This is a genomic window from Cytobacillus sp. NCCP-133 (genome assembly GCF_026011715.1).
Classification (GTDB): Bacteria; Bacillota; Bacilli; order Bacillales; family Cytobacillaceae; genus Cytobacillus.
Genome location: NZ_BRVM01000013.1, coordinates 1 through 22,066 on the forward strand (window position 1 = coordinate 1; position 22,066 = coordinate 22,066).

The window sequence follows — 22,066 nt, forward strand, 5'->3', positions numbered from 1 at the left end:
AAGTTAACCCCACTCTCATAACACAGGGTGATCCCAAGTTTATTTATTTTCACAGAAAAAGCGCAAGGCGCCTTGACCACGAAGGAACGCAGACTAAAAGCGCCACGTCCTGTGGCAAACGCCTGCATAACCCCCGTCCTGGGGGCCTCATAAGTCAAGCCCTGTAAGAAGGTGTTCTTTCCTTCTGGAAGGAATCGGCTTATGACCCCGAGTCCCTAGGAGCCGCAACTAGACAAGCTTGTGACCTTGAGGGGGTAGGCGCCTGGAGCTAGACAGTTATCCAAGTTCAAAAGGATATAAATTCTGATATTACAAAAATAAGGCCGGGAGCACGCCCCGGCCATTCTACTTTTTAGTTACTTCCCCCTTGTCCAAAGACAAAGCCGTCCATGCTGTTTCATCCGCAAAAAACCGGCTCCAGCTTGCAACTCCTGAAAGCTTATACTTTCTTGCCAGATCAGAACGTTTACTCAGCGATAATTCGTCTTCGAGCCACAGTTTGTAGGTGATTTTTTCTTCCTCAGAATAATATTCGGCATAATTTTGTCCGCTTTTCTGGTCATATACAGGATTAATTTTTTTGTCACTAAGCCATTTTTTAACATTGCTCATGGATAGGGCTTTTGATGAAATTTCCCCGTTATCTTTTTGGGCCCATAACCTTGTATAGAAAGGCACTCCCAATATCAATTTCTCATTGGGTACTACCTTCAGCAGCTCTTTCAGATTTCCCTCCACCCAGGGCAGACTTGCGACACTTCCTGCTACTGGTGAACTGGCCCAATGCTCATCATAAGCCATTACAACCATATAATCTGCTGCTTCGGAAAGTTTGTCCCGTTCATAAAATGCAGACCAATTCCCGCTTGATGAAATGAATGTAATATCCATTGAAACAATTAATCCTGCCTCATGAAAGTAAGGTGTCGCCTCGCGAACAAATTGGGTAATCATAGGTCCATCTTCCGGGTTTACATTTTCGATATCAAGATTAATGCCGTTTAATTCATACAGCTTGCTAAAGTGCAGCAGCTGTCGAATCATCTTCTTCCTTGTTTCGAATGATTGGAAGGCTTCATGGGTCAAGACCGGATCGAACGCATTGGAGAACAAGCCCCAAATTTGGAGGCCTTGCTTCTGTGCCCATTTTGAAAATTCGATTGAGCCTCGATTATTAATGGACCCATCCTCTCCCGAGAGTTCAAACCATGTTGGCGAAATCACATTGACACCAGGCATTTTTGGTATCTGTATAGGTAAGGGATTGTGTGAATAAACAGCTTCCCAGGTGAGCTGGATCGGCCCTTCTATTTTTGGCACAGGATTCACCTCTTCATTAATGTTGACTGTGATATGCTCTGTCTTTCCTTCTTGAATATATACGTTTTTAATATATCCTGCCGTACCGTCTTCTTTTCTGACAAAATAGTAATCCCCTTTAACATCTTCAATACTGATCCTTTCTTTAGGTGAAACGGAAGCTGTATAAGGGGCCTTTAAGCTTGCGTCCGAACGAAGACGAAGCAATTCTTTATTTATCTCTTTTTCAGCCACTTCTCCATACTTCATTTCTTCCCCATCTTTTTGGACCCATATAGCACCTGTATCAGACAGAACTGAATAAGTAATGGGATAATAGGAGATTAGCGGTTCAACTGCCAGATATTTCTCTTCCCCTTTTTGTATGACAGGACTATATTTTAGCTCTACTGGCTTTTCATTCATATAATATGTAAGAGATTCACACGGCATCTGCAAAACATTATTTCTCGTTGTAATTATAATAGATTGAGATTTTACGTCAAAAGTAATCGTTTCATCTATGAACTCACGCATAAATGAAAGCGGTAAGTAAATTGTTTCTTCCTCTTTTAAGGCATTCCCTTGCTGCTTGCCCAAAAATAATATGGGGTGTTCGCCTTTAAAATAAGAAATATGCTCTTTTGAAGCAAAAGGGTACAACAGCATAATTACATTTGAAAAAACCAGTATAAAAGCAAACAAAAGCCCCGCAAAAATGAATTTTTTTGCCGGAAGCTTTCTCTGGATTGTTTCAATATTTGACATGTGAGATCCTCCCCTAAAATCATCGTATCCAAATGCTCAGAAAATGGGAAGGGATATTTTATTTTTATGCTATTCATTCTAAATCTCTTACCCTCTTTTAAAACGAAAGAAGTGTAAGAAAAGTTTCAGGTAAATACAACTAAATTTAATAAGTTGTAAACTGAGTTAGCTTCTGTAGCCTGTAGATTATATATTTTAAAGCCGGGAGCTTTTCATTTGTTTGATAATCATGAGTATAAATGGCCCCTTTATTTTCCCAAAGCTTTTGGAAATACCCATCAACATCCCGCATGACTTCCGAGTCCTCAGGTCCATAAATTTTTAAATTTGTTTCTAAATTCAAGTCATCTAAATTTCTTCTCGTAAAATTGGCAGAACCAGCGATGATTACGCTGTTTTCCTTGCCTGTTATATACATTAGCTTTGGATGGTACTGTTCAAAACCTGTGTTATACCAGCGGATGCTAATATTCTCATTCCCAAGTTTATCAAATTCTGCTGCAACAGGTATATTGGGTAGGCCCGCCTTTTCTGATCCAAAAGCGTTCTGGTTGGGATCAAGAATCATCTTAACTTTCACAGCACGATCGGCAGCTTCTTTTAAAGCATTTACCACTTCACGATCTGCAAGATAAAACATCCCAAGCCAGATCGTCTGACCTTTATTCGCTTGGTTAATCTCTTTGATAACGTGTTTATAAATTTTTCCTTCTGTCAGCACTTGAGCCTTTATAGAACTGTTGCTTCCTTTAGCCCCAGGTTTCACTGAAGGTAATTTGCGTGATGCAGAATAATCCACAACTGCCTGCTCTGTCTTGACTATGTCAGCTAATATGGGCCCGTTGACCTCAAACGCGATATTTGAATGGAATCCGCTGGCGTTATGAGGATTCCCAGACGTGATAATTCCTTTTTTTTCAGTTACAAAAACTTTTCGATGATTTGCTTTGATATTCATCAAGTCCAGATAAGATCTGAATGTAACATCAGGGGCATTTTTGGCTAACGGATTAGGCAGCCATCCTTCTCCCCCTTGGCCGAACCATTGTAGAAATACCCTCCAGAAGGCTGAATAAATTGGATTTGAATCTCTTAAAGGTATAAGTGCAGTAAAGACAACTATAATTCCATTCTCTTTAAGCTGCTCAAGTTCGGGAACACTATGTGAACCATATGTACTATTGATGCGGTCTGTAATAACGGTTATTTCCATATCGGGATTATCCTTTTTTTGAGCTATTAGTGCATCGGTTAATTCACCGCTAATGTCTGGATACTTTTTATCTCCGTCATGATAGCTATTAAATAAAAACATGTCCATTACAATAAAGTCTTCTGCTTCGCCAATCGCTTCTATAATTCGCGGAAAAATCAACTGCTCATTGACCCTCTTGCCATCTTTGTTTTCGAAATTTAGATCAAATAAAAATTGGACGTTTTCGACTGAATAAATATCTCCCTCATAAGAAAGGCCGTCCGGCAAAGCTTTGTTGGTTTGATAGATAATCGTCGCAGTTAATATAAGAACCAGGCTTAATATGGGGATCCATACCATTTTTTTTTTTATAAATTCCTGAACTCTTCTCACTAGAACTCCCCCTAAAATTAGATACCTATATATAGACCATTTTTGACTTTTATAAACGTTTCCATGCTTCCACAGCAATATAAAAGGCACAGAGGCTTTATTAGCCCCTATGCCTTTTTGACAATTTATTTAATCCATTATCCTACCAGTTTGACAAGCATATGTGAAAGCTTATGCTTTTCTTCCTCAGTCCCAACTTTCCAGAGCTCCTGCAGAAGCTTCTCTTCACGGTTGCGAGGTTCTTCTTTTGAAGCTAAGTAGTCCCCCGCTTTTTGCGCTGTATTAGCAAGCTGTTCTTCGCCCATCCCCATTTTTTTGCCCATTGATACTTTGCCGCTGAGGTATTCTTTAAACTCATCAAAATTTGAAAGGATTTCTTCTTTTTTTTCGCTTCCCATATTTTTAAGCTTTTGTTCTACATTTTCTGCTTGGCCATTTGTATTATTCATATGTTGTTCCATTTCTGCATCTCTCCTTAATTGATTTGATTGCTGTGACAATACTAAAAATACCCGCATTAATTAATATCAAACAAAACAGAGATAGTTTAACAGGTTTAAAATGCAGTTTAGAAAAATATATGGATAACTTTTCAATTGGACATGGTATGCATGTTTGGTGGCATGGTACAATATAGTAACGAAGAATGTGTGAAGGAGAGTTTTCATGATTTATGGCATTATTATCATTTCAGCCTATTTGCTTGGCTCCATTCCTTCCGGTTTAATTGTCGGAAAAGCTTTTTATGGAGTGGATATACGGGAGCATGGGAGCGGAAACTTAGGAGGAACCAATACATTTCGGACCCTGGGTGTAAAGGCAGGTATGGCCGTTACCATATCAGACATTTTGAAAGGTACTCTTGCTGCAGCCCTTCCTTTTTTCTTTGGATCGGATATGCACCCGTTAATGGCCGGGGTGTTTGCCGTTGTTGGACACATGTATCCACTTTTTGCAGGTTTCCGGGGAGGTAAAGCAGTTGCTACTTCAGGTGGCGTACTTTTGGCCTATGTGCCTCTTATGTTTCTTATTATTCTTGGCGTTTTCTTTTTAAGCCTATACACAACGAAGTATGTATCCCTGTCTTCTATTTTGGCTGCTTTAGCCTCTATCATTTACGCACTTATTTTATGGGATATTCCTCTGATCATTGTTGTTTCTATTCTTGGTTTCTTTGTCATTTATCGGCATAAAGCAAATATTAGACGTATTAAAGACAAGACAGAGCCAAAAATAAAATGGCTTGGCAAAAACAAAATGACATAAATAAAGCAGCAGAATTTTTTTCTGCTGCTTTTTCTATTCTATTTAACTTACTCTGGTGATTCCAAAATTTTTTAAAGCTTGCATTAGGTTGTTGTACATCTTTACATGATCAAAATGGATTCCTAGCGAAACAACTGTATGTGCAAGCTCCGGCCTCATGCCTGTCAAAGTTGCCTTTACCCCAGTAAGTTCAAGCGCCTCAATGACTTTAAACAATTCATGAGCAACCATTGTGTCTACCACTAAAACACCTGACAAATCGATAATTAAACAGCTTACCTCTTTCCCGCTGCATTCTCTTAACGAGTGCTCCATAAGTTTTTTTGCCCTATGGGTGTCAATATCCCCAATTAAAGGAAGCACAGCAATTCCATCAATTATTGTAATGATCGGTGTACTTAAATCATCAATCATTTCCTGTTGGGCGCGCATCCTTTTAATTGTATAAGCATGATAAGAAGTTAAAAAGCCTTCTGTCAATCCATCCAGGGTTTTATCGACCTTTCTTCCAAGCTTTAAAGCCTCTGATGTGCCAATTTCATTTTCACTGAAAAATCGTTCAAGGAAATCCCAAACGATATCCCTGAATCCATTAAATTGTGAAATGGAACTAGTAATCCCGATATCTAGTCTTGCTCTTTTCTCGCCTGCTTCCCTGCTCCACAATTGCAGATTTTTATCTTGTTCATCTGATAGACTGGCAGCAATTCCTTTAATGAGTTCATAGTTTGAAGCAATTAATTCATTTATAATGTTTTGCGGCATACGGCTCGAATATTTAGATAAATCATCTTCTCCCCGACTGATTGATAGCCATTTTTGAATAATCATATCGCTATTATAAAGCAGATATTCCTTAAGTTTTTCTCTTCCTGTCATATCGTTTCTCCTTCAATATTATATCGTTTTGTTGATTCTGAGTTTTCGTAAATTTCATGCTAATCACAAATAACTATATCCACGATCTATCAGGAATCGAGTTTATCCTTTTAAACCACTTCATTTTTTTATTACATAAAAAGACATAACCTGTTTTCATTCGCCATACATTAATTTAGGGCTGATAATTACTTTTTACTTACCACATTAAGAGATTGATAAACTTTCGCTAAAAATCTTCATCAGCCAAAAACTTAAAGTAAGGATGGTATAAGAATGGTTTTAACTGAGACCCTGTGTGAAAAGCTGCCTTTTCCATATTTTTTGATAACTGACAAATATGAGATTCTTACTGCCTCTTTAGATGATCATGATCACTTATCTGGTCGGTTATTTACTGATTTATTGTCTTCTGATGAAAGGGAATTCTTTACTAATCTATTAAATGATAAGGGGAATGGTGTTTTTAATATAAAAATTGAGGACGATTACAACCCACACCGGGTTTATCTGGCAGCAGCTGAAGTTAACCGCTTTCATCTATTCTGTTTTCCCCTTTCTATCGAAGATGATGAAACCAAGAAAACGGCTGCCCAGCTTGATAAAAAGCTTTTTCAAAATAATCTGCAGCTAATGGAGAAAAAGAAGTATATTGAAAGAACAGCAATAGAAATTCATGAAGCCTCTCTCGCATCTGATTATATGGCAAATGTAGATCAGCTTGCCGCTGGCATTGCACATGAAATCAGAAATCCATTAACAACTGTAAAAGGATTTATTCAACTATTAAAACCGTATTTATTTGAAATTGGTAAAGAGCAATATGCGGACATCGCTTTAGGAGAAATCAATCGAGCTAATGAGATTATTTATGAATTTCTCAATACAGCAAAACCGGCAAAAAATATAAAAACGGATATCGCGATCAACAAGATCATAAAAGAAATGGCCATTTTGTTTGATAGTGAGGCCCGTCTCCAAAATATTGATCTTTCCATCGAACTTAGCAATGCCGATCCGTATGTTGCAGGCGATAGCAAACAGATAAAACAGGTATTAGTGAATATAATAAAGAATGCTTTGGAAGCCCTTCAGTATAACAAAAGACCACAGAGCTGCATTCAAATTAAATCAGAAGTTAAGCATTCAAAATCCATTATTATCGTAGGAGATAATGGCCCAGGTATGGCACAGGAAACACTTGATCAGTTATTCACCCCTTTTTTCACCACAAAAGAAAAAGGAACAGGCATAGGGCTAATGGTTTGCAAAAAAATTATCGAAGCGCATGAAGGCTGCATTCTTATCAATTCCCAGCCGGATGCCGGCACTATTTTCAAGATTGAACTCCCGCTATCTAAAACCAATGCCAAGTAATATTGTCATAAAATATTCAAAAAATAATGAAAATTCTTCACCACTAGATAGTAAACTAAATGTAGATAGATACATTTAGCGGAAGGTGGATTTAATGAAAAATACACAAATAGCAAAAAAACCATGGTATATCTTTACCACTTCTGTCACCGAATCTGCAGGGAAAGAAAGCTTTTTGGTTGAGCTATTTGAATTTTCTCCTGAAATGGAATGCAATGTTTCCCCTCTAAAAGTCTTGAAAGGTTTTGATGAACTAATTGATTTTGTCGAAGAATTAGAGACACATTAAAAGCGATGCCACATTAGGCACCGCTTTTAATGAATGGAGCTCTGCGTACTTTAAAGCTTTCGCAATTGAAATCGTCCACTGCCTAATGCATCTTGTACGAAATCCAGCTTTGTGTTTTGAAAATAAACTTTATCACGTTCATGGATCAGTACATGAACCCCTTCCATTTCCATAACTTCATCATTACTTAATGGCTGCCCCTCCAGAGACAGCTTTAATTGCGGATTCCCTCAGCCAATGCCCATTGACAGACGAAGATACAATTCGTCTGTCAATGGGCTGATCCTTTTTCTCATTTTGAATGGCCTTGGTAATAACATTCACTGCATTGTCTGTCATTTTAATCATTGAAGCCCCCTATATTGATTTTCCCTTATTTTACCCTATAAAAGAAAAAAGAAACGACAGGCATTGGCATAGATAAGTAAATTGTAAAAATATAAGGAAAAATCGTTAAATTTGTATTATATTAGAATTATCAATAATTTTATAATTTAATACTTAGCTTTAAGGGGATTAATAAAAATGAGTATTAGAAAATCGCTTCTTTTTACCAGCTTGTTCTGTACAGCTTTAGTATTGGTCTCTTCCTTCTTTGTTTTTAAAACGCTTGCGGAAGATAACGCTGCCGCTGCAATCAAGAAATCAGCTCAATTACACTATCAATCCCGAGAAACTCTAGTGGGAAACAAAGAGTTCAGAGAGCAGGCTACCCTTGGAGCAATCGGAGACATCCTGATTCATGACTGGATTTATAATGATGCCAAAACGAAAACTGGTTATGATTTCAGCCCGATGTTCAGCCACATTAAACCCATACTTGTCAAACCCGACCTTCTTCTTGCTAATCAAGAGACGATTTTAGGCGGAACAGCAATTGGCATCTCCAGTTATCCGATGTTTAACAGTCCCCAGGAAGTTGGAAATGCTCTAATTCATGCTGAAGTTGATATTGTCTCAACTGCAAATAATCATTCTCTGGATAAGGGCGAAAGAGGACTGATAGCTTCTCTCGACTATATGGACAAAATTGGATTGCCTCATGTAGGAACAAGCAGGTCGAAAAGCGAACGTGATACTCTAAAAATCATGAACACAAACGGCATTAAAGTAGCTTATCTTTCCTATACATATGGTACAAATGGCATTCCAATCCCAAAAGAAAAAGAATATCTTGTTAATTTAATTGATAAGCCTGCAATGCAGCACGACATTCAACGGGCAAGGAATGAAGCCGACGTGGTTGTAATGAGTCTGCATTGGGGAAATGAGTACCAGCTTCTTCCTACTGATGATCAAAAAGAGCTGGCAAAGGATCTTGTAAATGAAGGTGTTGATATCATATTTGGGCACCACCCGCATGTCCTGCAGCCAATGGAATGGATTGAAGCAGTGGATGGCCGGAAAGCCCTAATTGTATATTCTCTTGGAAATTTCCTATCCGGACAAATGCGTGATTATAAGGATATTGGGGGCCTTGCAACTGTAGATGTAACCAAATATATCAATCAAAATGGAGTGAGAGTTGAACTCTCCAATCCTGGTTTCTCTCCAACTTATGTAAGCAATAAGCATTTAACAGGTTATAGGATTGTCCCCTTACAAGAAGCTGGCAGCTTCGGACTTCAGAATGCGGATGCAAAGTTTAAAGAAATTCAGGAGCATATGCTGAAAAATCTCCATTAAAGCGCCATGATACGAGGCTTTTATCATATAAAAAATGGTAAAATAATCGGCAGGAATAGGAGGAGATATGGTGAAAAGCCAAACTGCCTCTAACAAAGAATTTGCTTATTTGCAGCTGGGCGTTTTTCTGTCTGTTGTTTTGCTGTTTCAATATAAACTATTTACTTTCGCTTTTATTTTATCCTTTGGGCTGATTCTTATCTTGGTATTCATATCAAAGGAGGAGCGAGTATTTTCCTGGATCATTGCCGCCTATTTATCTGGAAATTTACTGTTTCTATATGGAGACAGGCTGCTGGATGAACTGCCATTTCAAGCCTTTGTTTTATTAATACTTAACCGTTTCTTCCTAATCATGCCTATTTTGCTTATGGTTTATGTATCTAGGAAATTTAATAAGATCCCCAACCGCTTTTTGCAAAAGACAGATTGGAATGGCCGCATTTATTTTCCTTTTATTTGGAGGGGTTTTCATTCAATTACTGTTAAAAAGTTTTTATTTGCAGCCGTTTTAATAAATTTTGCCATATTAGGTCCACAGATATTTTCAAGTGGAAACCCATTTAGCAGCACGAACTTTTATCTATTCCTGATTGGGTTTTCAGCGGTAAATGCATTTATGGAAGAGGTGATATGGCGAGGAATCTTATTAACTGGAGCAGCTGATTTGGCAGGAGAAAAAGCCTCAGTGATATTAACCGGGATTGCTTTTGGTTTTTCCCATTTGATGCTTGGCTACTCACTTGCGGCTTGTCTTTTATTTGCTGCAGGTGGAATTTTCTATGGAGCCATAACTGTCAAATCAGGCAGCATGTTTCCTGCCTTACTATGGCATTTCGCGCTCAATACTTTAATGATTTTGTCTGGTTCCATCCCCTTTCCAGGCTATTAAAGGAGCACTCGCATGTTTTTTGGCGAGTGCTCTTTTTTTATAATATAAGAATTTATATCCTTTTGAACTTAGAGAACTGCCTAGCTCCAGGCCTTGTGCTTGTCGGGGGTGGTCAAGGTGTCTTGAGCTTTTCTTACATCTTAGTGTGCTCCTCCAAAGATCAAAACCTGAAGAAAAATCATTCCTGTAGAAAGCACAAACAATACAGCCATTAACGGAACAAAAAGATTTCTGTTTTTATGAAAAATAAAAACAAGGATAAAATATAACAGTGCAGAAACAGCAACAAAGATTCCTGCCTCCGTGAGTTTCTTTGAACCGCTGGTTTGGATGAACATCTGAAGGGCTATTCCCCCAAATAGGATAGCGCCTAAAATGTTGAAAAGCCGATATGAAGTCATAATATCACCTCTACTAATGAATTTAAGTCAAATTAAATTGGCTAAATAATTCAATTACTCGCACTCCTAAAAAAACTAGCCTATAATATTACTATCACCCAAGAGGAGGATTTTCAAAATGAAAATACATATTAAAGATGAAGCCGCCGCATGGTACCAAGAAGAAATGCTCTTAAACAAGGGTGACTATGTCCGCTTTTTTGCACGTTATGGCGGCTGCAGCACAGTCCAGCAGGGCTTTTCACTAGGCGTTTCTAATGAACAGCCTCACAATGCAGGTGTATTGTCAGAAAAAAACGGAATTACCTACTTTATAGAAGAGAAAGATCTTTGGTATTTCGATAATCATGATTTATATGTTGATTTTAATGAAAAAGCGCAGGAGCCAGTTTTTAACTATGATAAACAAGAAAAGCACTGTTAAACTAATGCTTTTTGTTGTGCGAAAATTAAGCTATCGGAAGCGTTCCTTGCAGAGCCAGATAGGAATCAACGTTCAAAATTTTAGATCAAGAAAGGAAGCAGGCTTAGTCTTTAGTCTGCATTCTTTTTTAGCTAGCCAAAAACTTTTTGCTGTGCTTCAAACTTTTCAAACTGAATTGGCTTCTCGGCAGCGTTCACCCTGCTGTTCACTAGACTTGCTCAGAATAGTTTTGGATCTCTCAAAGTCTTTTTTTTACATTCCAGCTCCTAACTGAGATTTCAAGTTCTATTATTCGTTATCCTCCTGGTGCTGTCCATTGACCCCAACTCCTTGAAGCCGCCTTAATTGACCTAGCAAATTTTCCTTTTTCAAAATTTTTTTTTGCCGTTCCCCCACTAAATCGAAGTGTGAATAGCCATCATTTCTAAAATCGATCCATTCTGGCTTCAGATTGTGTATTTTTCCCCAAGCAATCAATTTATTCAGGTCGGAACAGCCGACTTTTGTAACTGTATTGCAGCCAGGAAATCGATCATCAATCCAAAAATGTGTTAAAAAGGCAATTTCACCCTGATCTATTTTCATTTTCCATTCACGAATATCCGCTTTTCGAAGACCAAATGCCATATTCCTAATTCACCCTCTTAAACAAGGAGCAAACTGAAATTAACTGATCGCTTCTTCAGGCTGCTTCTTGGCTTTTTCATATGCTTCATGCCAATTAGGATACTTCTTTTTAATGGATATAGGTCTAAATGAATCCTTTTTGACACAAACATGTTTAGAAAAACCTGTTACTGCAAGCTCACTCTCGCTGTTATAAATTTCATAGCCATAACTTACCCGGAAACCATCATATTCTTCAATCCAAGTCTTAATCATAGCGGTTTGACCGTAACGAAGCGGCTTTTTGTAAGATGCCTGTATATCCAGAACAGGAGAAATAATTCCATCTATTTCCATTTCTGCATAACTAAACCCCAAATCTTTAATGATTTGTGTTCGGCCAAGTTCCATCCAAACTAGGTAATTTGCATGATAAACAACGCCCATTTGGTCTGTTTCTGCATATCTGACTTCAACTTCTTTTTTTGATACGAGCATGTCTATTCTCCTTTATTCGCTTTTTTTAATGCTGTTTCGAAGTCCTCTCTCTCCAAAATGCTAACCCGGTCAACTTTAGCGACGTCAAGTAATGGAACGATTCTCATTGCCTGTGCCTGCATCGCTTCGTCCGCAAGATTTGCAGCAAAACGGCCGTTTCCGTTTAGGTCCATTTCCAAAAGAGTTTCCATCAGAAAATCACGTGCTTCATCGGTTAGTGTGTATTCGTACTGACCTGAATAGGAAACAATGATTTCCAAGAGCTCACTTACTGTATAATCCTTAAAGAGGAAAAATTTCTTAAAACGGGATTTCAGCCCTGGATTGCTATTCAACAGTTTCTCCATTTCATTTGGATAGCCAGCCAATACAACTACTAGGTTTTCATTATGTTTTGTCATTTCATCTACCAAGGTATCAATCACTTCTTTTCCAAAGTCACCTGCCATTTGGGATAAAAGCGAATACGCTTCATCAATAAATAGCACTCCGCCTAATGCTTCACGTATTTTTTTCTTTGTTTTAAGGGCGGTTTGGCCAACATAACCAGCAACAAAATCTGCCCTGCTTGAGACCATAAGATGGCCTCTTTTTAGAAATCCGCAATCCTTCAGAAGTTCTGCATAAATTTTTGCAACAGTTGTTTTCCCCGTCCCCGGATTACCGGTAAATAATGAGTGCAGTTGAATAGGAACAACAGGAAGATCTTTTTCTCGGCGTATTTGCTGCATTTTTACAAACGAAACAAGGTTCTTGACTTCGGTTTTAACGGTTTCGAGACCAATTAACTTGTCAAGCTGTTCATGGGGATTGATCTGTTTGTCCTCTTCTTCGATTTCAAAATCTTCTTTTTCTAAAAGTGTGTATGCCATGATATTCTGATTTATTTTTGACTGGGAGCCTTTTTTAAAAATGGCATCCAGAACAATATTTCGTACCGTCCTGGCATTGCCGAAAGTGTCATCAACCCGCTCTTTTTCAATCCGTTTCGTTAACTCCTGTTTGGCACCGTCAGTAAGGACATAGTCATTATCTTCTGCCAGCTTTTCTGCAATAAGAAGGAGCTCCTCATTTGAGTAATCTGGCAGTGAGATAAAGTTTGATTCAGGAAAACGGCTGCGAAGCCCGGGGTTGCTATCAAGAAACTGTCTCATCTCTTCCGGATAACCAGCCATGATAACCGCGAACTTACCGCCATATTCCGTTCCCGTCATAAGTGAAACGAGCGTATCAATTGCAGTCTGCCCATAATCGCTGCCAGTCTGTCCTTCACGTTTTAGACTATAGGCTTCATCGATAAAGAGAACTCCCCCTATTGCTTTTTCAACGGCAGCCCTGACATTTTCTTCAGTCTGTCCAACAAACCCGCCTACAAGCTGGGAGCGGTCAGCCTCAATTACTTCTTCCCGCGGCAAGACGCCAAGGCTATGATAAATTTTGGCCAAAAGCCGGGCAATTGTTGTTTTGCCTGTCCCGGGGTTGCCTGTCAGAATCATATTAAGGCTTAGTTCATCTTTTGTTTGAAAGCCAAGCGATTTTCGTGCATTTTGATATTTTAAAAAACGGTAAAAATCATGGACTCTGCTCTTGACAGTCTTTAATCCAACCATTTCATTCAGCTCATCCAGCGGGTTTTTCTTAAGTAGCGTTTCTTCTTGTTCAGCTTTAAAAACTTTTTTCCAATCATCTTTTAGCCTGGTAATAACATTTAAGTGTTTTTTCATATCAGTGTAATAGGTAGATGTATGAAAAACGCCTGATATGGATTGTTCATATTCTTCAGAAGCCTTTAACAGCAAAGCTGTTTCTGCAATTGCTTCTTCAAGCAGTTCTTCAAGCTTCTGATATTCAGGGTCCTGATAAGCCCTATTTTTCTTTTGAAGATCCTCAAGCTCATCGTCTGCCTTGTTTATAAAGCTTCGGCAGATTTCAATGAATTGTTCTGCCGTTTTCTTTTTAGCTGCCCTGTTATCCGTTTCCCGGATTGGAGGGAATGTTAGCGAATCCAGAATATTCACTTTATTTTTCCATTCTGATTTTCCCAATTGGGCAGCGGCAATATTATTTTCCGGATCCAAATTGACCGCTTTTTGAAGCCAGGCAGTTCCAAGGTGGTCTCCATTTATTTTATTGCATCTTGAAAGAGCTGCCAAAGTTAATAATTCAGACAGAAGCTTTGGCTCATCTTGTTCATTTAAATACTTGATAAAATAAAGCAATTCTGCTTCGTTCTGTATGTACCCTTTATGATCAACTTCTTTTTTCCATTTCTGAATCTGAATGTCTGTTGGTTTTTCGTACCTTACTTGCTGCGCCATTTTCATCACTTCTCTTCTTAGTTTCCACAACTTATCTTATCATATTTCCTCATTATTCTATAAGAATGCGCTTTTAATTCGAAAGAAAAGACCTAATCACAAAGATTAGGTCTTTCGGAATTCTTATGATTTAGTCATTATCGCTTTTGTACCCATTTTGCTGTGCCTGGTATTCATCTTTTACCTCGGAACGGAAAGATGCAATACTTTCTCGGCGGCGCTCGTTTTTCGCTTCTATTCTGGCAAGGTCCTCGGCATTTGCAAACTTCATTGACTCTTCCGCTTCGTCCATGTTTTCAATGGTATGGACAATCATTGATTGAAGCTTTTCTACATTATCGCTGCGGTCATCAGGATTTGGTTTGTTATGTGCCATGATAAGTTCCTCCCTTAGGTGAGTGATGGTACAAAATTAGTTTGTGAAAGAGCGGAAAAATTATCGGCGGAAAAGTGTGGGTCTCTTGCCTGAAGAATTTTTATAAATAAAACCTGCCGCATTTTTGCGGCAGGCAAAAATCCTTTTTATTCACCTTTTGTTTGGATAACTTGCGGATGCTGGCCGGATGTGTCCTGCATTTTCTTACCTTTATTGCCGCCAAATCCGTGTGATTGTGTACCAATATGGTTTGGAACAAAATGCTCTGGGTGTTTTTTCGGGTTTCCCATTTTAAATCCCTCCTCATTTTAAGTATGGTCCCATGAATAGGGTTTCATGAATGGGAAGTACTGCTATTCTGCCTTATTTAGATGCTTTTTCTCTATGCGTTCTTCTATTTTTTCCATGGCAGCTTGATCTCTAAGCAATTGACGCTTGTTTTCTAACACTAAATCAGCAAAGGAGCGTTTTCTAGGTTTTCTCATAAGAACATTCACCTTCCTTTAACAACATTGTAACAGTCATTATGTCCAAAAACCGTTCAAATTATTACAACTTTTTGAAAATTTAATCCACTACAAGTGAAAGATTTCCATTGCTTTATATGCTTTATATGCCTTATATGCTTTATATGCTTTATAAAAAGATGCCATTTAAAAAAATATTCAGAAAAATAATCGTGATGCTTGCCTTACTAAACGTTTCCCCTTTTTACTCCCTTTAAAACCAGGAACCGAAGCAGCTTAATCATAAAGCAAGGATATTAATAAGGCTCTTTTCTTGATGCTTAGCTAATAATCTTAGTGTTTAATTTGCGCTACAGGCTCTCGCTCCAATTTACTCAATGGTCGAACTTGGTTAGAAAGCAGCAAACTTAACTAAACTAAAAAGCACCTGCTCACAGCAGATGCTTTCACCTTACATTTCATCTATATACTGTCTCATCATATCTATAGACATGGCACTCAAGTATTTATTCCTTATAATACCCTGTTCATCGATAAAAAAAGTTGTGGGAATGGTTAAGATTTGATAAGCCTTAACTGCTTTTTCATCCTCATCAAGCAAAATCGGAAAGTTCACGCGCATTTCTTTGGCAAAGCCTTCAACATCATACTGTGGATCGATGTTAACAGCCAAAATGACAATTTTATTCCCTTTTTCTGTATAAAACTTTTGGATATCCGGCATTTCAGCCTTGCAAGGGGGACACCATGTTGCCCAGAAATTCAGCATTATTTTCTTTCCTTTATAATCGGAAAGCTTTACTGTTTCACCCTCTAGATTTTTTAATTCAAAATCAGGTGCTTTTAGTCCAATCCCTAAACCAGTTTGATTAACAGGTTCGCTCTGAGGCTCCTTTTTCTCCGCCTGAACAATGGCTGCTGTGATTAATACAAACAATACCGTTGCTGCAAAAAACATCTTCCTAAACATGCTGACAGTCCCTCCAGCTCACGAGGCTAAACAGCCTTTTGCTTTATTGTTTGTATTGTAACCTAAAATACTAAAATAAATAAGGTTCTGAAAAGCCAAAAAGCGAGCATAAATGTGACAGTTCCGTAAACAATTCCGCTTATCCAGCTTTTGAACCAATAAGTGTATTTTTGAATTCTCCATCCGACATAGCTCATAGCCAGAATAATGCCTAAAATCACCCCTTTTGTTCCTCCGGAGATATAGAGAATCGCAATTGGATTACTCATTACATTTTCTGTCTGAAAGAGGATGGAACTAAACTTATATGAAAAAAATCCAATTAAAACTCCATTTGTGATCTCATTCAAAAAATCTTTTTTAAATTCTCGGGTTTTACTGAACGACAAGCTTATTGCAATATAAGATACAATGCCAGCCAGCAAAATTAGAACCCATTCATATTTGATTAATAATGGTCCCAGCATAAAAGCGCCCATTTGTTAGCCCTCCAAAAACTCATCTAAAGCTAAGATACCTAATCCCGTATCTTTTGTAAAATAAAAAACCGCCATGTGGTGTGAATCACATGGCGGTTTTTATCAAAGCAATTAATTTGCCAACTTATCACGAAGAACCATTTGCAGAATTCCGCCGTGACGGTAGTAATCAATTTCAACTTCAGAGTCGAAACGAACAAGTGCTTCAAAAGTAGTCTTGCTACCATCTTCATCTGTAGCTGTAACTTTTACAAAGTCACGAGGTCTTACGTTTTCGTCGATTTGTACGTCGATTGTTTCTTTACCAGTTAAGCCAAGAGCTTCAGCGCCTTCGCCTTCCTTGAACTGGAGCGGAAGCACTCCCATTAGAACAAGGTTGGAACGGTGAATCCGCTCATAGCTTTCAGCAATAACTGTCTTAATTCCAAGTAAATTCGTACCTTTTGCAGCCCAGTCACGGGAAGATCCCATTCCATAGTCTTTGCCGGCAAGAATTACTAGTCCTGTTCCGTCTTCTTTGTACTGCATGCAAGCATCATAGATGGAAGTAACTTCTCCGGTAGGCCAGTAGGTAGTGAATCCGCCTTCTGTTCCTGGAGCGATCTGATTGCGGATACGGATGTTTGCAAATGTACCGCGCATCATAACTTCATGGTTTCCGCGGCGGGATCCATAAGAGTTGAAGTCGCGTGGCTCAACACCGTTCTCGCGAAGATATTTTCCTGCTGGTGTATCTTTTCCAATTGCACCTGCCGGGGAAATATGGTCAGTTGTAACAGAATCACCAAACTTGCCGACAACACGCAATCCTGATAAAGGTCTAACTTCATCAGCATTAGGTGTTAAGCCCTCAAAGAATGGCGGATTCTGGATATAAGTTGAATTATCATCAAATGAATATAATGGCTCATTGCTAGTTTGAATTTGGTTCCAGCGAGCATTGTCATCAAACACATGTTCATATTCTTTACGGAACAATTCAGGTGTAACAGTCTGCTTAACCACTTCATTCACTTCAGCAGTAGATGGCCAGATATCATTAAAGAATACATCATTTCCATTCTTATCCTTGCCGATCGGTTCCTTTTGAAGATCGATATCAACAGTTCCAGCCAATGCATAAGCAACTACTAATGGCGGAGACGCAAGGTAGTTTGCTTTCACAAGCGGATGGATACGGCCTTCAAAGTTACGGTTACCAGAAAGAACTGATGTTATTAGGAGATCGCTTTCAGCTACAGCTTTTTCGATTTCTTCTCTTAATGGACCAGAGTTACCGATACATGTTGTACAGCCATATCCTACAAGGTTGAATCCAAGCTGCTCCATGAAAGGAAGAAGGCCTGAATCACGCAGGTAGCCAGTAACAACTTTTGAACCAGGAGCCAAAGAGGTTTTTACAAACTTAGGAACTTCCATTCCAAGTTCAACTGCTTTTTTCGCAACTAAACCGGCTCCAACTAAAACGTAAGGGTTTGAGGTGTTTGTACAGCTAGTAATCGCTGCAATGGCAACTGCACCCGTTTTCATTCTAGTTGAATCTCCATTTGCGAATTCAACAGTGACTTCTTTATCGATTTCTTTCTTGCCTAAACCGAAGCCCTGGTTGCCTTGAGGAGCTGTGATAGCATCATTGAATTCCTTTTTCATTTGAGAAAGCGGAATTAAATCCTGCGGACGCTTTGGACCTGAAAGGTTCGCTTCAATTTCGGAAAGATTGATTTCAACTACATTTGTATATACTGGCTCTAGAGATGGATCAAAGAACATTCCATTTTCTTTGCAGTATTTTTCAACAATTTTGATTTGTTCTTCCGGGCGTCCAGTTAGGCGCATGTAATCAAGGGCTTCTGCATCAACAGGGAAGAATCCGCAAGTAGCACCGTATTCTGGAGCCATATTAGCAATGGTTGCACGGTCTGCAAGTGGCAGCTGTGTCACACCAGAACCGAAAAATTCAACGAATTTGCCAACTACTCCCTGGCTGCGAAGTACTTGAGTTACCTTCAATGCAAGGTCAGTAGCAGTTGTTCCGTTAGGAAGCTCGCCAGTAAGCTTAACCCCTACAACTTCAGGTACAGGGAAGTATGAAGGCTGTCCTAGCATACCTGCTTCAGCTTCAATACCGCCTACACCCCAACCAAGAACGCCGATTCCGTTGATCATTGTTGTATGGGAGTCGGTACCAACAAGTGTATCCGGGAATGTTTCGAAATCGCCTTCAGTTGTTTCAAGGGCGTGAACGACATTTGCCAAGAACTCAAGGTTAACCTGGTGAACGATACCTGTTGCCGGCGGAACCGCACGGTAATTGTTAAATGCCTTTTGAGCCCAGCTTAAGAACTGGTAACGCTCAGCATTACGCTCGAATTCAAGTTCCATGTTCGCTTCAAGCGAATCTGGAGTTCCATATTTATCAACCTGTACAGAGTGGTCGATAACAAGATCAACCGGCTTCTCAGGATTGATTTTGTCCGGGTCGCCACCCATGTCTGCCATTGCTTTGCGCAATGAAGCCAAGTCAACTACTGCTGGTACTCCAGTGAAGTCCTGCAGAATGACGCGTGAAGGTTTAAAAGGAACGTCAACCTCTTTAACTTCGGATGTTCCCCATTTTGCTAAGTTTTCAACATGCTCTTTTGTAATTACACGACCGTCATATTGACGAAGTACCGATTCCAATAAAACCTTAATGGAATAAGGCAGTTTGGAAACATTACCTACTCCAGCTTCTTCTAGAGCGCCTAAGTGATAGTAATGATAGCGCTTCCCGTCTAGATCAAAGGATTTGCGGGAATTGAACACATCATTCTTTGCCATATGTATTACCCCCTCTTTCATTAAACATCATATACCAAGTGATAGGTAATTGTCGAAAAGTTTGAATTTTAGTCCATCCTCACTTTTCTCACAGCTTCTATATTAATACAACCTTTTATATAAGTAAATAACAAGAAAGTTATTGTTTCTGATAAGTTTTACTTATATTAAATTTTATTTCTGCTCCATAAGCCTTTCAAAAGCCCTAATTGAAAGCGTTTTTCAATTAGATGATTATATAACGTCATTATAGTTATTATGCTGAAAAAACAAAATGTATTTCCTTCCTCTGTTGAAATCTATCATATTTTGTCACTTCACAAGGAAAAATATCTATATGGAGGTGATTAATTTTGGCTAAACGAAAAGCAAACCATATTATTGAGGGTATGAATGCAGCAAAGGGGCAAGGCATGGGTGCTGGCTACAATGAGGAATTATCGAATGAATCTTTAACTGTTGCTCAGAAACAAAATAATAAAAAGCGGAAGAAGAATCAATAAAGTAATCACACAAAAAATACCCCGGCTCTATGAAAATGCCGGGGTTCCACTTATTTATTTAGTATTGATTCACATCATCCACCATTGACTTTAGGTCCTGCTGGAAACGCACAAGCTGTGCTCGCTGATGCTCAGAAGCAACCTCAAGCGCATTTTCGATTTGGGCAAATGCTTCATTTACTTCCTGCTTAAGATGTTTAAGCTGATGACCATAGCTTGCTGAATCTTTTACAATCTCAGCATATAGCTCTTGAGCGTCCTCCATTCCCTGCTGTGCTGCCTGAAATGCCTGCTGTTTATCTTTATGGTATGGCATACCTTCCTCACTCCTCATTAAAATTTGTACCATTAAATTGCGCAATAGCTGACAAAAATATTCCGCAATCTATTACAGAAGCAAATGTTCAATTCCAGCCACATTTTGCAAGGTGATTTTCCACCAGAAACAAGCCAAACTAACAAAAGAAGTTAAGGTGGAACACACCTTATTCTTCATTCAGGAGGAGGGAAATCAAATGAATAAAAATAATGGAAAAGATATGCGCAAAAATGCAACTAAGGGACATAATGAAGGGCAGCCTGAGCCTTTAAGCGGATCAAAAAAAGTGAAAAACCGCAACCATACCAGGCAAAAGCATAATTCCCATCATAATATGTAACAATAGTTAAAACAGCTGCCGTTCTTAGCGGCAGCTGCCATCATTGCTTTAGTTTAGATAGCGGCAAATGAATGAATGATGACAACCTCTTCTTCTTCTGTTACTGTCCGCAAATCAACTAAGATTTCCTCCTTTTGGATTCTGACAATAACAGCAGGAGTAAATCCTGTTCTTAACTGCCTTCCTACATACTCAGCGGAATATTTCTTATGTTTTAAAACTACAATCCATGAAGGAAGCTGCACATCTGGCATGGTTCCGCCGCCTACCTGTCCGACACTTTCTTTCATGGACATATCATAATTTTTAGAGGCTGATTCCAATTTACGAAGGAAACTTTCCGTTCTCTGTTTCAGTTCTTTGCCAGCCGTCAAAACATCCCGGACTACAGGTATGTTTTTCACGCCATCTTCCCCTTTTAAGTAGTCAATAAGAGTACCTTCAAGAGCTGCAAGCGTCATTTTATCAACACGAAGCACTCTGGCTAGCTGATGTTTTTTCAGCTTATCAATCAATTCCTTTTTGCCGGCAATAATACCGGCCTGCGGTCCGCCCAACAGCTTATCTCCGCTGAATGAAACAAGATCTGCTCCCATTTCAATAACCTTTCTCACAACAGGCTCGTCGCCGATTCCTTTACTTGCAAAATCAAAAAGCGCTCCGCTGCCAAGGTCTTCATAAAAAATGACATCCCGCTCTCTAGATAGCGATGCAAGTTCCTGTGTACCAACTTCTTTTGTAAATCCAATAATTTTAAAATTACTTGTATGCACTTTTAAAATCATCGCAGTTTTATCATTTATTGCTTTTTCATAATCTGATATATGGGTCTTATTTGTGGTTCCCACTTCAGCAAGCCTTGCCCCGCTCTCTGCCATAATGCTCGACACCCTAAATGATCCCCCGATTTCTACAAGCTGTCCTCTCGAGACGATCACTTCCCGATCAGTTGCCAAAGCTTTTAATATAAAATAAACTGCAGCAGCGTTGTTATTAACAACCATGGCGGCTTCTGCATCAGCCAGTTCTTTGATAAGCCCTTCTACATGACTATGCCTCGAACCGCGCTCTCCCTCACTCAACTTATACTCCAAATTGGAATAATTCATGGCAGTTTCAAGCATATGGGCACAAGCCCTGCTGCTTAATCTTGCTCGCCCAAGATTGGTATGCAGGATGGTTCCTGTAGCATTGATAACTCTTTTTAGCGTGTACCCATAACGGCTGCGGATTTTTTCCTCCGCCAAATGAAAGAGCTTGTCTGTAAATTCCTTCGTACCAGGAGAGTCACCTTCCCACTGTCCATCCAGGATAGTCTGCCTAATGCCTGCAATAATTTCCTTTAATATGTTTGTTGTATGTATGAAATCAAGTCCATTCACAGCCATCAGCTCATTGAATTGCTCCTCTTTTTGCAATTCATGAACGGGCGGTATTTCTCTAAGTTTATTTTTCAAAGCAATCCCTCCAGCTCTAGCCTGATTATTATACCACTTTTCAC

The 22,066-nt window shown here is 39.0% G+C and carries 25 protein-coding genes; 8 read left to right on the forward strand and 17 right to left on the reverse strand.

From position 1 onward, the window contains the following. Positions 1 to 345: 345 nt before the first annotated feature. The 3 genes from NCCP133_RS14805 to NCCP133_RS14815 form a co-directional block, all read right to left on the reverse strand. Positions 346 to 2,067 (reverse strand): glycosyl hydrolase family 18 protein, encoded by a 1,722-nt coding sequence (locus NCCP133_RS14805; protein ID WP_264805828.1) that lies wholly within the window; start codon positions 2,065 to 2,067, stop codon positions 346 to 348. 145 nt (positions 2,068 to 2,212) lie between these two features. Next, positions 2,213 to 3,655, reverse strand: coding sequence for a phospholipase D family protein (locus NCCP133_RS14810; protein WP_264805829.1), 1,443 nt, complete (start codon positions 3,653 to 3,655; stop codon positions 2,213 to 2,215). Between the two features lie 137 nt (positions 3,656 to 3,792). Then, positions 3,793 to 4,116 carry a DUF3243 domain-containing protein gene (locus NCCP133_RS14815; RefSeq protein WP_264805830.1) on the reverse strand — a complete coding sequence of 108 codons (324 nt, stop codon included), beginning with the start codon at positions 4,114 to 4,116 and terminating at the stop codon, positions 3,793 to 3,795. Positions 4,117 to 4,321: 205 nt separating this feature from the next. On the opposite strand from NCCP133_RS14815, the gene plsY reads away from it, so the two are divergent. Beyond that, on the forward strand, positions 4,322 to 4,921 hold the full coding sequence (gene plsY, locus NCCP133_RS14820) for a glycerol-3-phosphate 1-O-acyltransferase PlsY (protein WP_264805831.1): 600 nt from the start codon (positions 4,322 to 4,324) through the stop codon (positions 4,919 to 4,921). 42 nt (positions 4,922 to 4,963) lie between these two features. Here plsY and NCCP133_RS14825 read toward each other — a convergent pair whose 3' ends face one another. Beyond that, positions 4,964 to 5,800, reverse strand: a complete 837-nt coding sequence (locus tag NCCP133_RS14825) for an STAS domain-containing protein (protein ID WP_264805832.1) — start codon at positions 5,798 to 5,800, stop codon at positions 4,964 to 4,966. A 276-nt stretch (positions 5,801 to 6,076) separates the two neighbouring features. Between NCCP133_RS14825 and NCCP133_RS14830 the strand changes: the two genes are divergently transcribed. Further along, on the forward strand, positions 6,077 to 7,177 hold the full coding sequence (locus tag NCCP133_RS14830) for an ATP-binding protein (RefSeq protein WP_264805833.1): 1,101 nt from the start codon (positions 6,077 to 6,079) through the stop codon (positions 7,175 to 7,177). Positions 7,178 to 7,271: 94 nt separating this feature from the next. Continuing rightward, positions 7,272 to 7,466: a hypothetical protein gene (locus NCCP133_RS14835; protein ID WP_264805834.1), complete on the forward strand. Its 195-nt coding sequence runs from the start codon at positions 7,272 to 7,274 to the stop codon at positions 7,464 to 7,466. A gap of 183 nt (positions 7,467 to 7,649) precedes the next feature. On the opposite strand, the gene NCCP133_RS14840 is transcribed toward NCCP133_RS14835, so the two are convergent. Next, positions 7,650 to 7,814 (reverse strand): hypothetical protein, encoded by a 165-nt coding sequence (locus tag NCCP133_RS14840; RefSeq protein WP_264805835.1) that lies wholly within the window; start codon positions 7,812 to 7,814, stop codon positions 7,650 to 7,652. A gap of 177 nt (positions 7,815 to 7,991) precedes the next feature. On the opposite strand from NCCP133_RS14840, the gene NCCP133_RS14845 reads away from it, so the two are divergent. Then, on the forward strand, positions 7,992 to 9,152 hold the full coding sequence (locus NCCP133_RS14845) for a CapA family protein (RefSeq protein ID WP_264805836.1): 1,161 nt from the start codon (positions 7,992 to 7,994) through the stop codon (positions 9,150 to 9,152). Positions 9,153 to 9,219: 67 nt separating this feature from the next. Continuing rightward, the gene (locus tag NCCP133_RS14850; RefSeq protein WP_264805837.1) at positions 9,220 to 10,044 is read left to right on the forward strand and encodes a CPBP family intramembrane glutamic endopeptidase; all 825 of its coding nucleotides are present in this window, start codon (positions 9,220 to 9,222) and stop codon (positions 10,042 to 10,044) included. 140 nt (positions 10,045 to 10,184) lie between these two features. On the opposite strand, the gene NCCP133_RS14855 is transcribed toward NCCP133_RS14850, so the two are convergent. Continuing rightward, the gene (locus NCCP133_RS14855) at positions 10,185 to 10,445 is read right to left on the reverse strand and encodes a hypothetical protein (protein WP_264805838.1); all 261 of its coding nucleotides are present in this window, start codon (positions 10,443 to 10,445) and stop codon (positions 10,185 to 10,187) included. A 118-nt stretch (positions 10,446 to 10,563) separates the two neighbouring features. Here NCCP133_RS14855 and NCCP133_RS14860 point away from each other — a divergent pair, with 118 nt between their 5' ends. Beyond that, a complete protein-coding gene (locus NCCP133_RS14860) occupies positions 10,564 to 10,869 on the forward strand; it encodes a HesB/YadR/YfhF family protein (protein WP_264805839.1) in 306 nt (101 codons plus the stop codon). Positions 10,870 to 11,157: 288 nt separating this feature from the next. Here the strand turns inward: NCCP133_RS14860 and NCCP133_RS14865 are convergent, their stop codons facing one another. The 9 genes from NCCP133_RS14865 to acnA form a co-directional block, all read right to left on the reverse strand. Next, the gene (locus NCCP133_RS14865; protein ID WP_264805840.1) at positions 11,158 to 11,496 is read right to left on the reverse strand and encodes a hypothetical protein; all 339 of its coding nucleotides are present in this window, start codon (positions 11,494 to 11,496) and stop codon (positions 11,158 to 11,160) included. A gap of 39 nt (positions 11,497 to 11,535) precedes the next feature. Continuing rightward, positions 11,536 to 11,973 (reverse strand): acyl-CoA thioesterase, encoded by a 438-nt coding sequence (locus NCCP133_RS14870; protein WP_264805841.1) that lies wholly within the window; start codon positions 11,971 to 11,973, stop codon positions 11,536 to 11,538. 2 nt (positions 11,974 to 11,975) lie between these two features. Next, positions 11,976 to 14,291, reverse strand: a complete 2,316-nt coding sequence (locus NCCP133_RS14875; RefSeq protein WP_264805843.1) for an AAA family ATPase — start codon at positions 14,289 to 14,291, stop codon at positions 11,976 to 11,978. Positions 14,292 to 14,421: 130 nt separating this feature from the next. Continuing rightward, positions 14,422 to 14,667 (reverse strand): small acid-soluble spore protein Tlp, encoded by a 246-nt coding sequence (tlp, locus tag NCCP133_RS14880; RefSeq protein WP_264805844.1) that lies wholly within the window; start codon positions 14,665 to 14,667, stop codon positions 14,422 to 14,424. 146 nt (positions 14,668 to 14,813) lie between these two features. Next, a complete protein-coding gene (locus tag NCCP133_RS14885; protein ID WP_264805845.1) occupies positions 14,814 to 14,957 on the reverse strand; it encodes an acid-soluble spore protein N in 144 nt (47 codons plus the stop codon). Between the two features lie 63 nt (positions 14,958 to 15,020). After that, on the reverse strand, positions 15,021 to 15,152 hold the full coding sequence (locus tag NCCP133_RS14890) for an FbpB family small basic protein (protein WP_264805846.1): 132 nt from the start codon (positions 15,150 to 15,152) through the stop codon (positions 15,021 to 15,023). Positions 15,153 to 15,585: 433 nt separating this feature from the next. Continuing rightward, positions 15,586 to 16,104: a peroxiredoxin family protein gene (locus NCCP133_RS14895; RefSeq protein ID WP_264805847.1), complete on the reverse strand. Its 519-nt coding sequence runs from the start codon at positions 16,102 to 16,104 to the stop codon at positions 15,586 to 15,588. A gap of 62 nt (positions 16,105 to 16,166) precedes the next feature. Continuing rightward, on the reverse strand, positions 16,167 to 16,583 hold the full coding sequence (locus NCCP133_RS14900) for a hypothetical protein (RefSeq protein ID WP_264805848.1): 417 nt from the start codon (positions 16,581 to 16,583) through the stop codon (positions 16,167 to 16,169). A 111-nt stretch (positions 16,584 to 16,694) separates the two neighbouring features. After that, positions 16,695 to 19,403, reverse strand: a complete 2,709-nt coding sequence (gene acnA / locus NCCP133_RS14905; protein ID WP_264805849.1) for an aconitate hydratase AcnA — start codon at positions 19,401 to 19,403, stop codon at positions 16,695 to 16,697. A 353-nt stretch (positions 19,404 to 19,756) separates the two neighbouring features. On the opposite strand from acnA, the gene sspO reads away from it, so the two are divergent. Further along, entirely contained in the window at positions 19,757 to 19,906 is a 150-nt protein-coding gene (gene sspO, locus NCCP133_RS14910; RefSeq protein ID WP_264805850.1) for a small acid-soluble spore protein O, read from the forward strand. Between the two features lie 58 nt (positions 19,907 to 19,964). On the opposite strand, the gene NCCP133_RS14915 is transcribed toward sspO, so the two are convergent. Next, on the reverse strand, positions 19,965 to 20,222 hold the full coding sequence (locus tag NCCP133_RS14915) for a hypothetical protein (protein WP_264805851.1): 258 nt from the start codon (positions 20,220 to 20,222) through the stop codon (positions 19,965 to 19,967). Between the two features lie 199 nt (positions 20,223 to 20,421). Here NCCP133_RS14915 and NCCP133_RS14920 point away from each other — a divergent pair, with 199 nt between their 5' ends. Continuing rightward, the gene (locus NCCP133_RS14920; RefSeq protein WP_264805852.1) at positions 20,422 to 20,565 is read left to right on the forward strand and encodes a small acid-soluble spore protein P; all 144 of its coding nucleotides are present in this window, start codon (positions 20,422 to 20,424) and stop codon (positions 20,563 to 20,565) included. A gap of 53 nt (positions 20,566 to 20,618) precedes the next feature. Here the strand turns inward: NCCP133_RS14920 and selA are convergent, their stop codons facing one another. After that, the gene (gene selA, locus NCCP133_RS14925) at positions 20,619 to 22,022 is read right to left on the reverse strand and encodes an L-seryl-tRNA(Sec) selenium transferase (RefSeq protein WP_264805853.1); all 1,404 of its coding nucleotides are present in this window, start codon (positions 22,020 to 22,022) and stop codon (positions 20,619 to 20,621) included. Between the last annotated feature and the right edge of the window lie 44 nt (positions 22,023 to 22,066).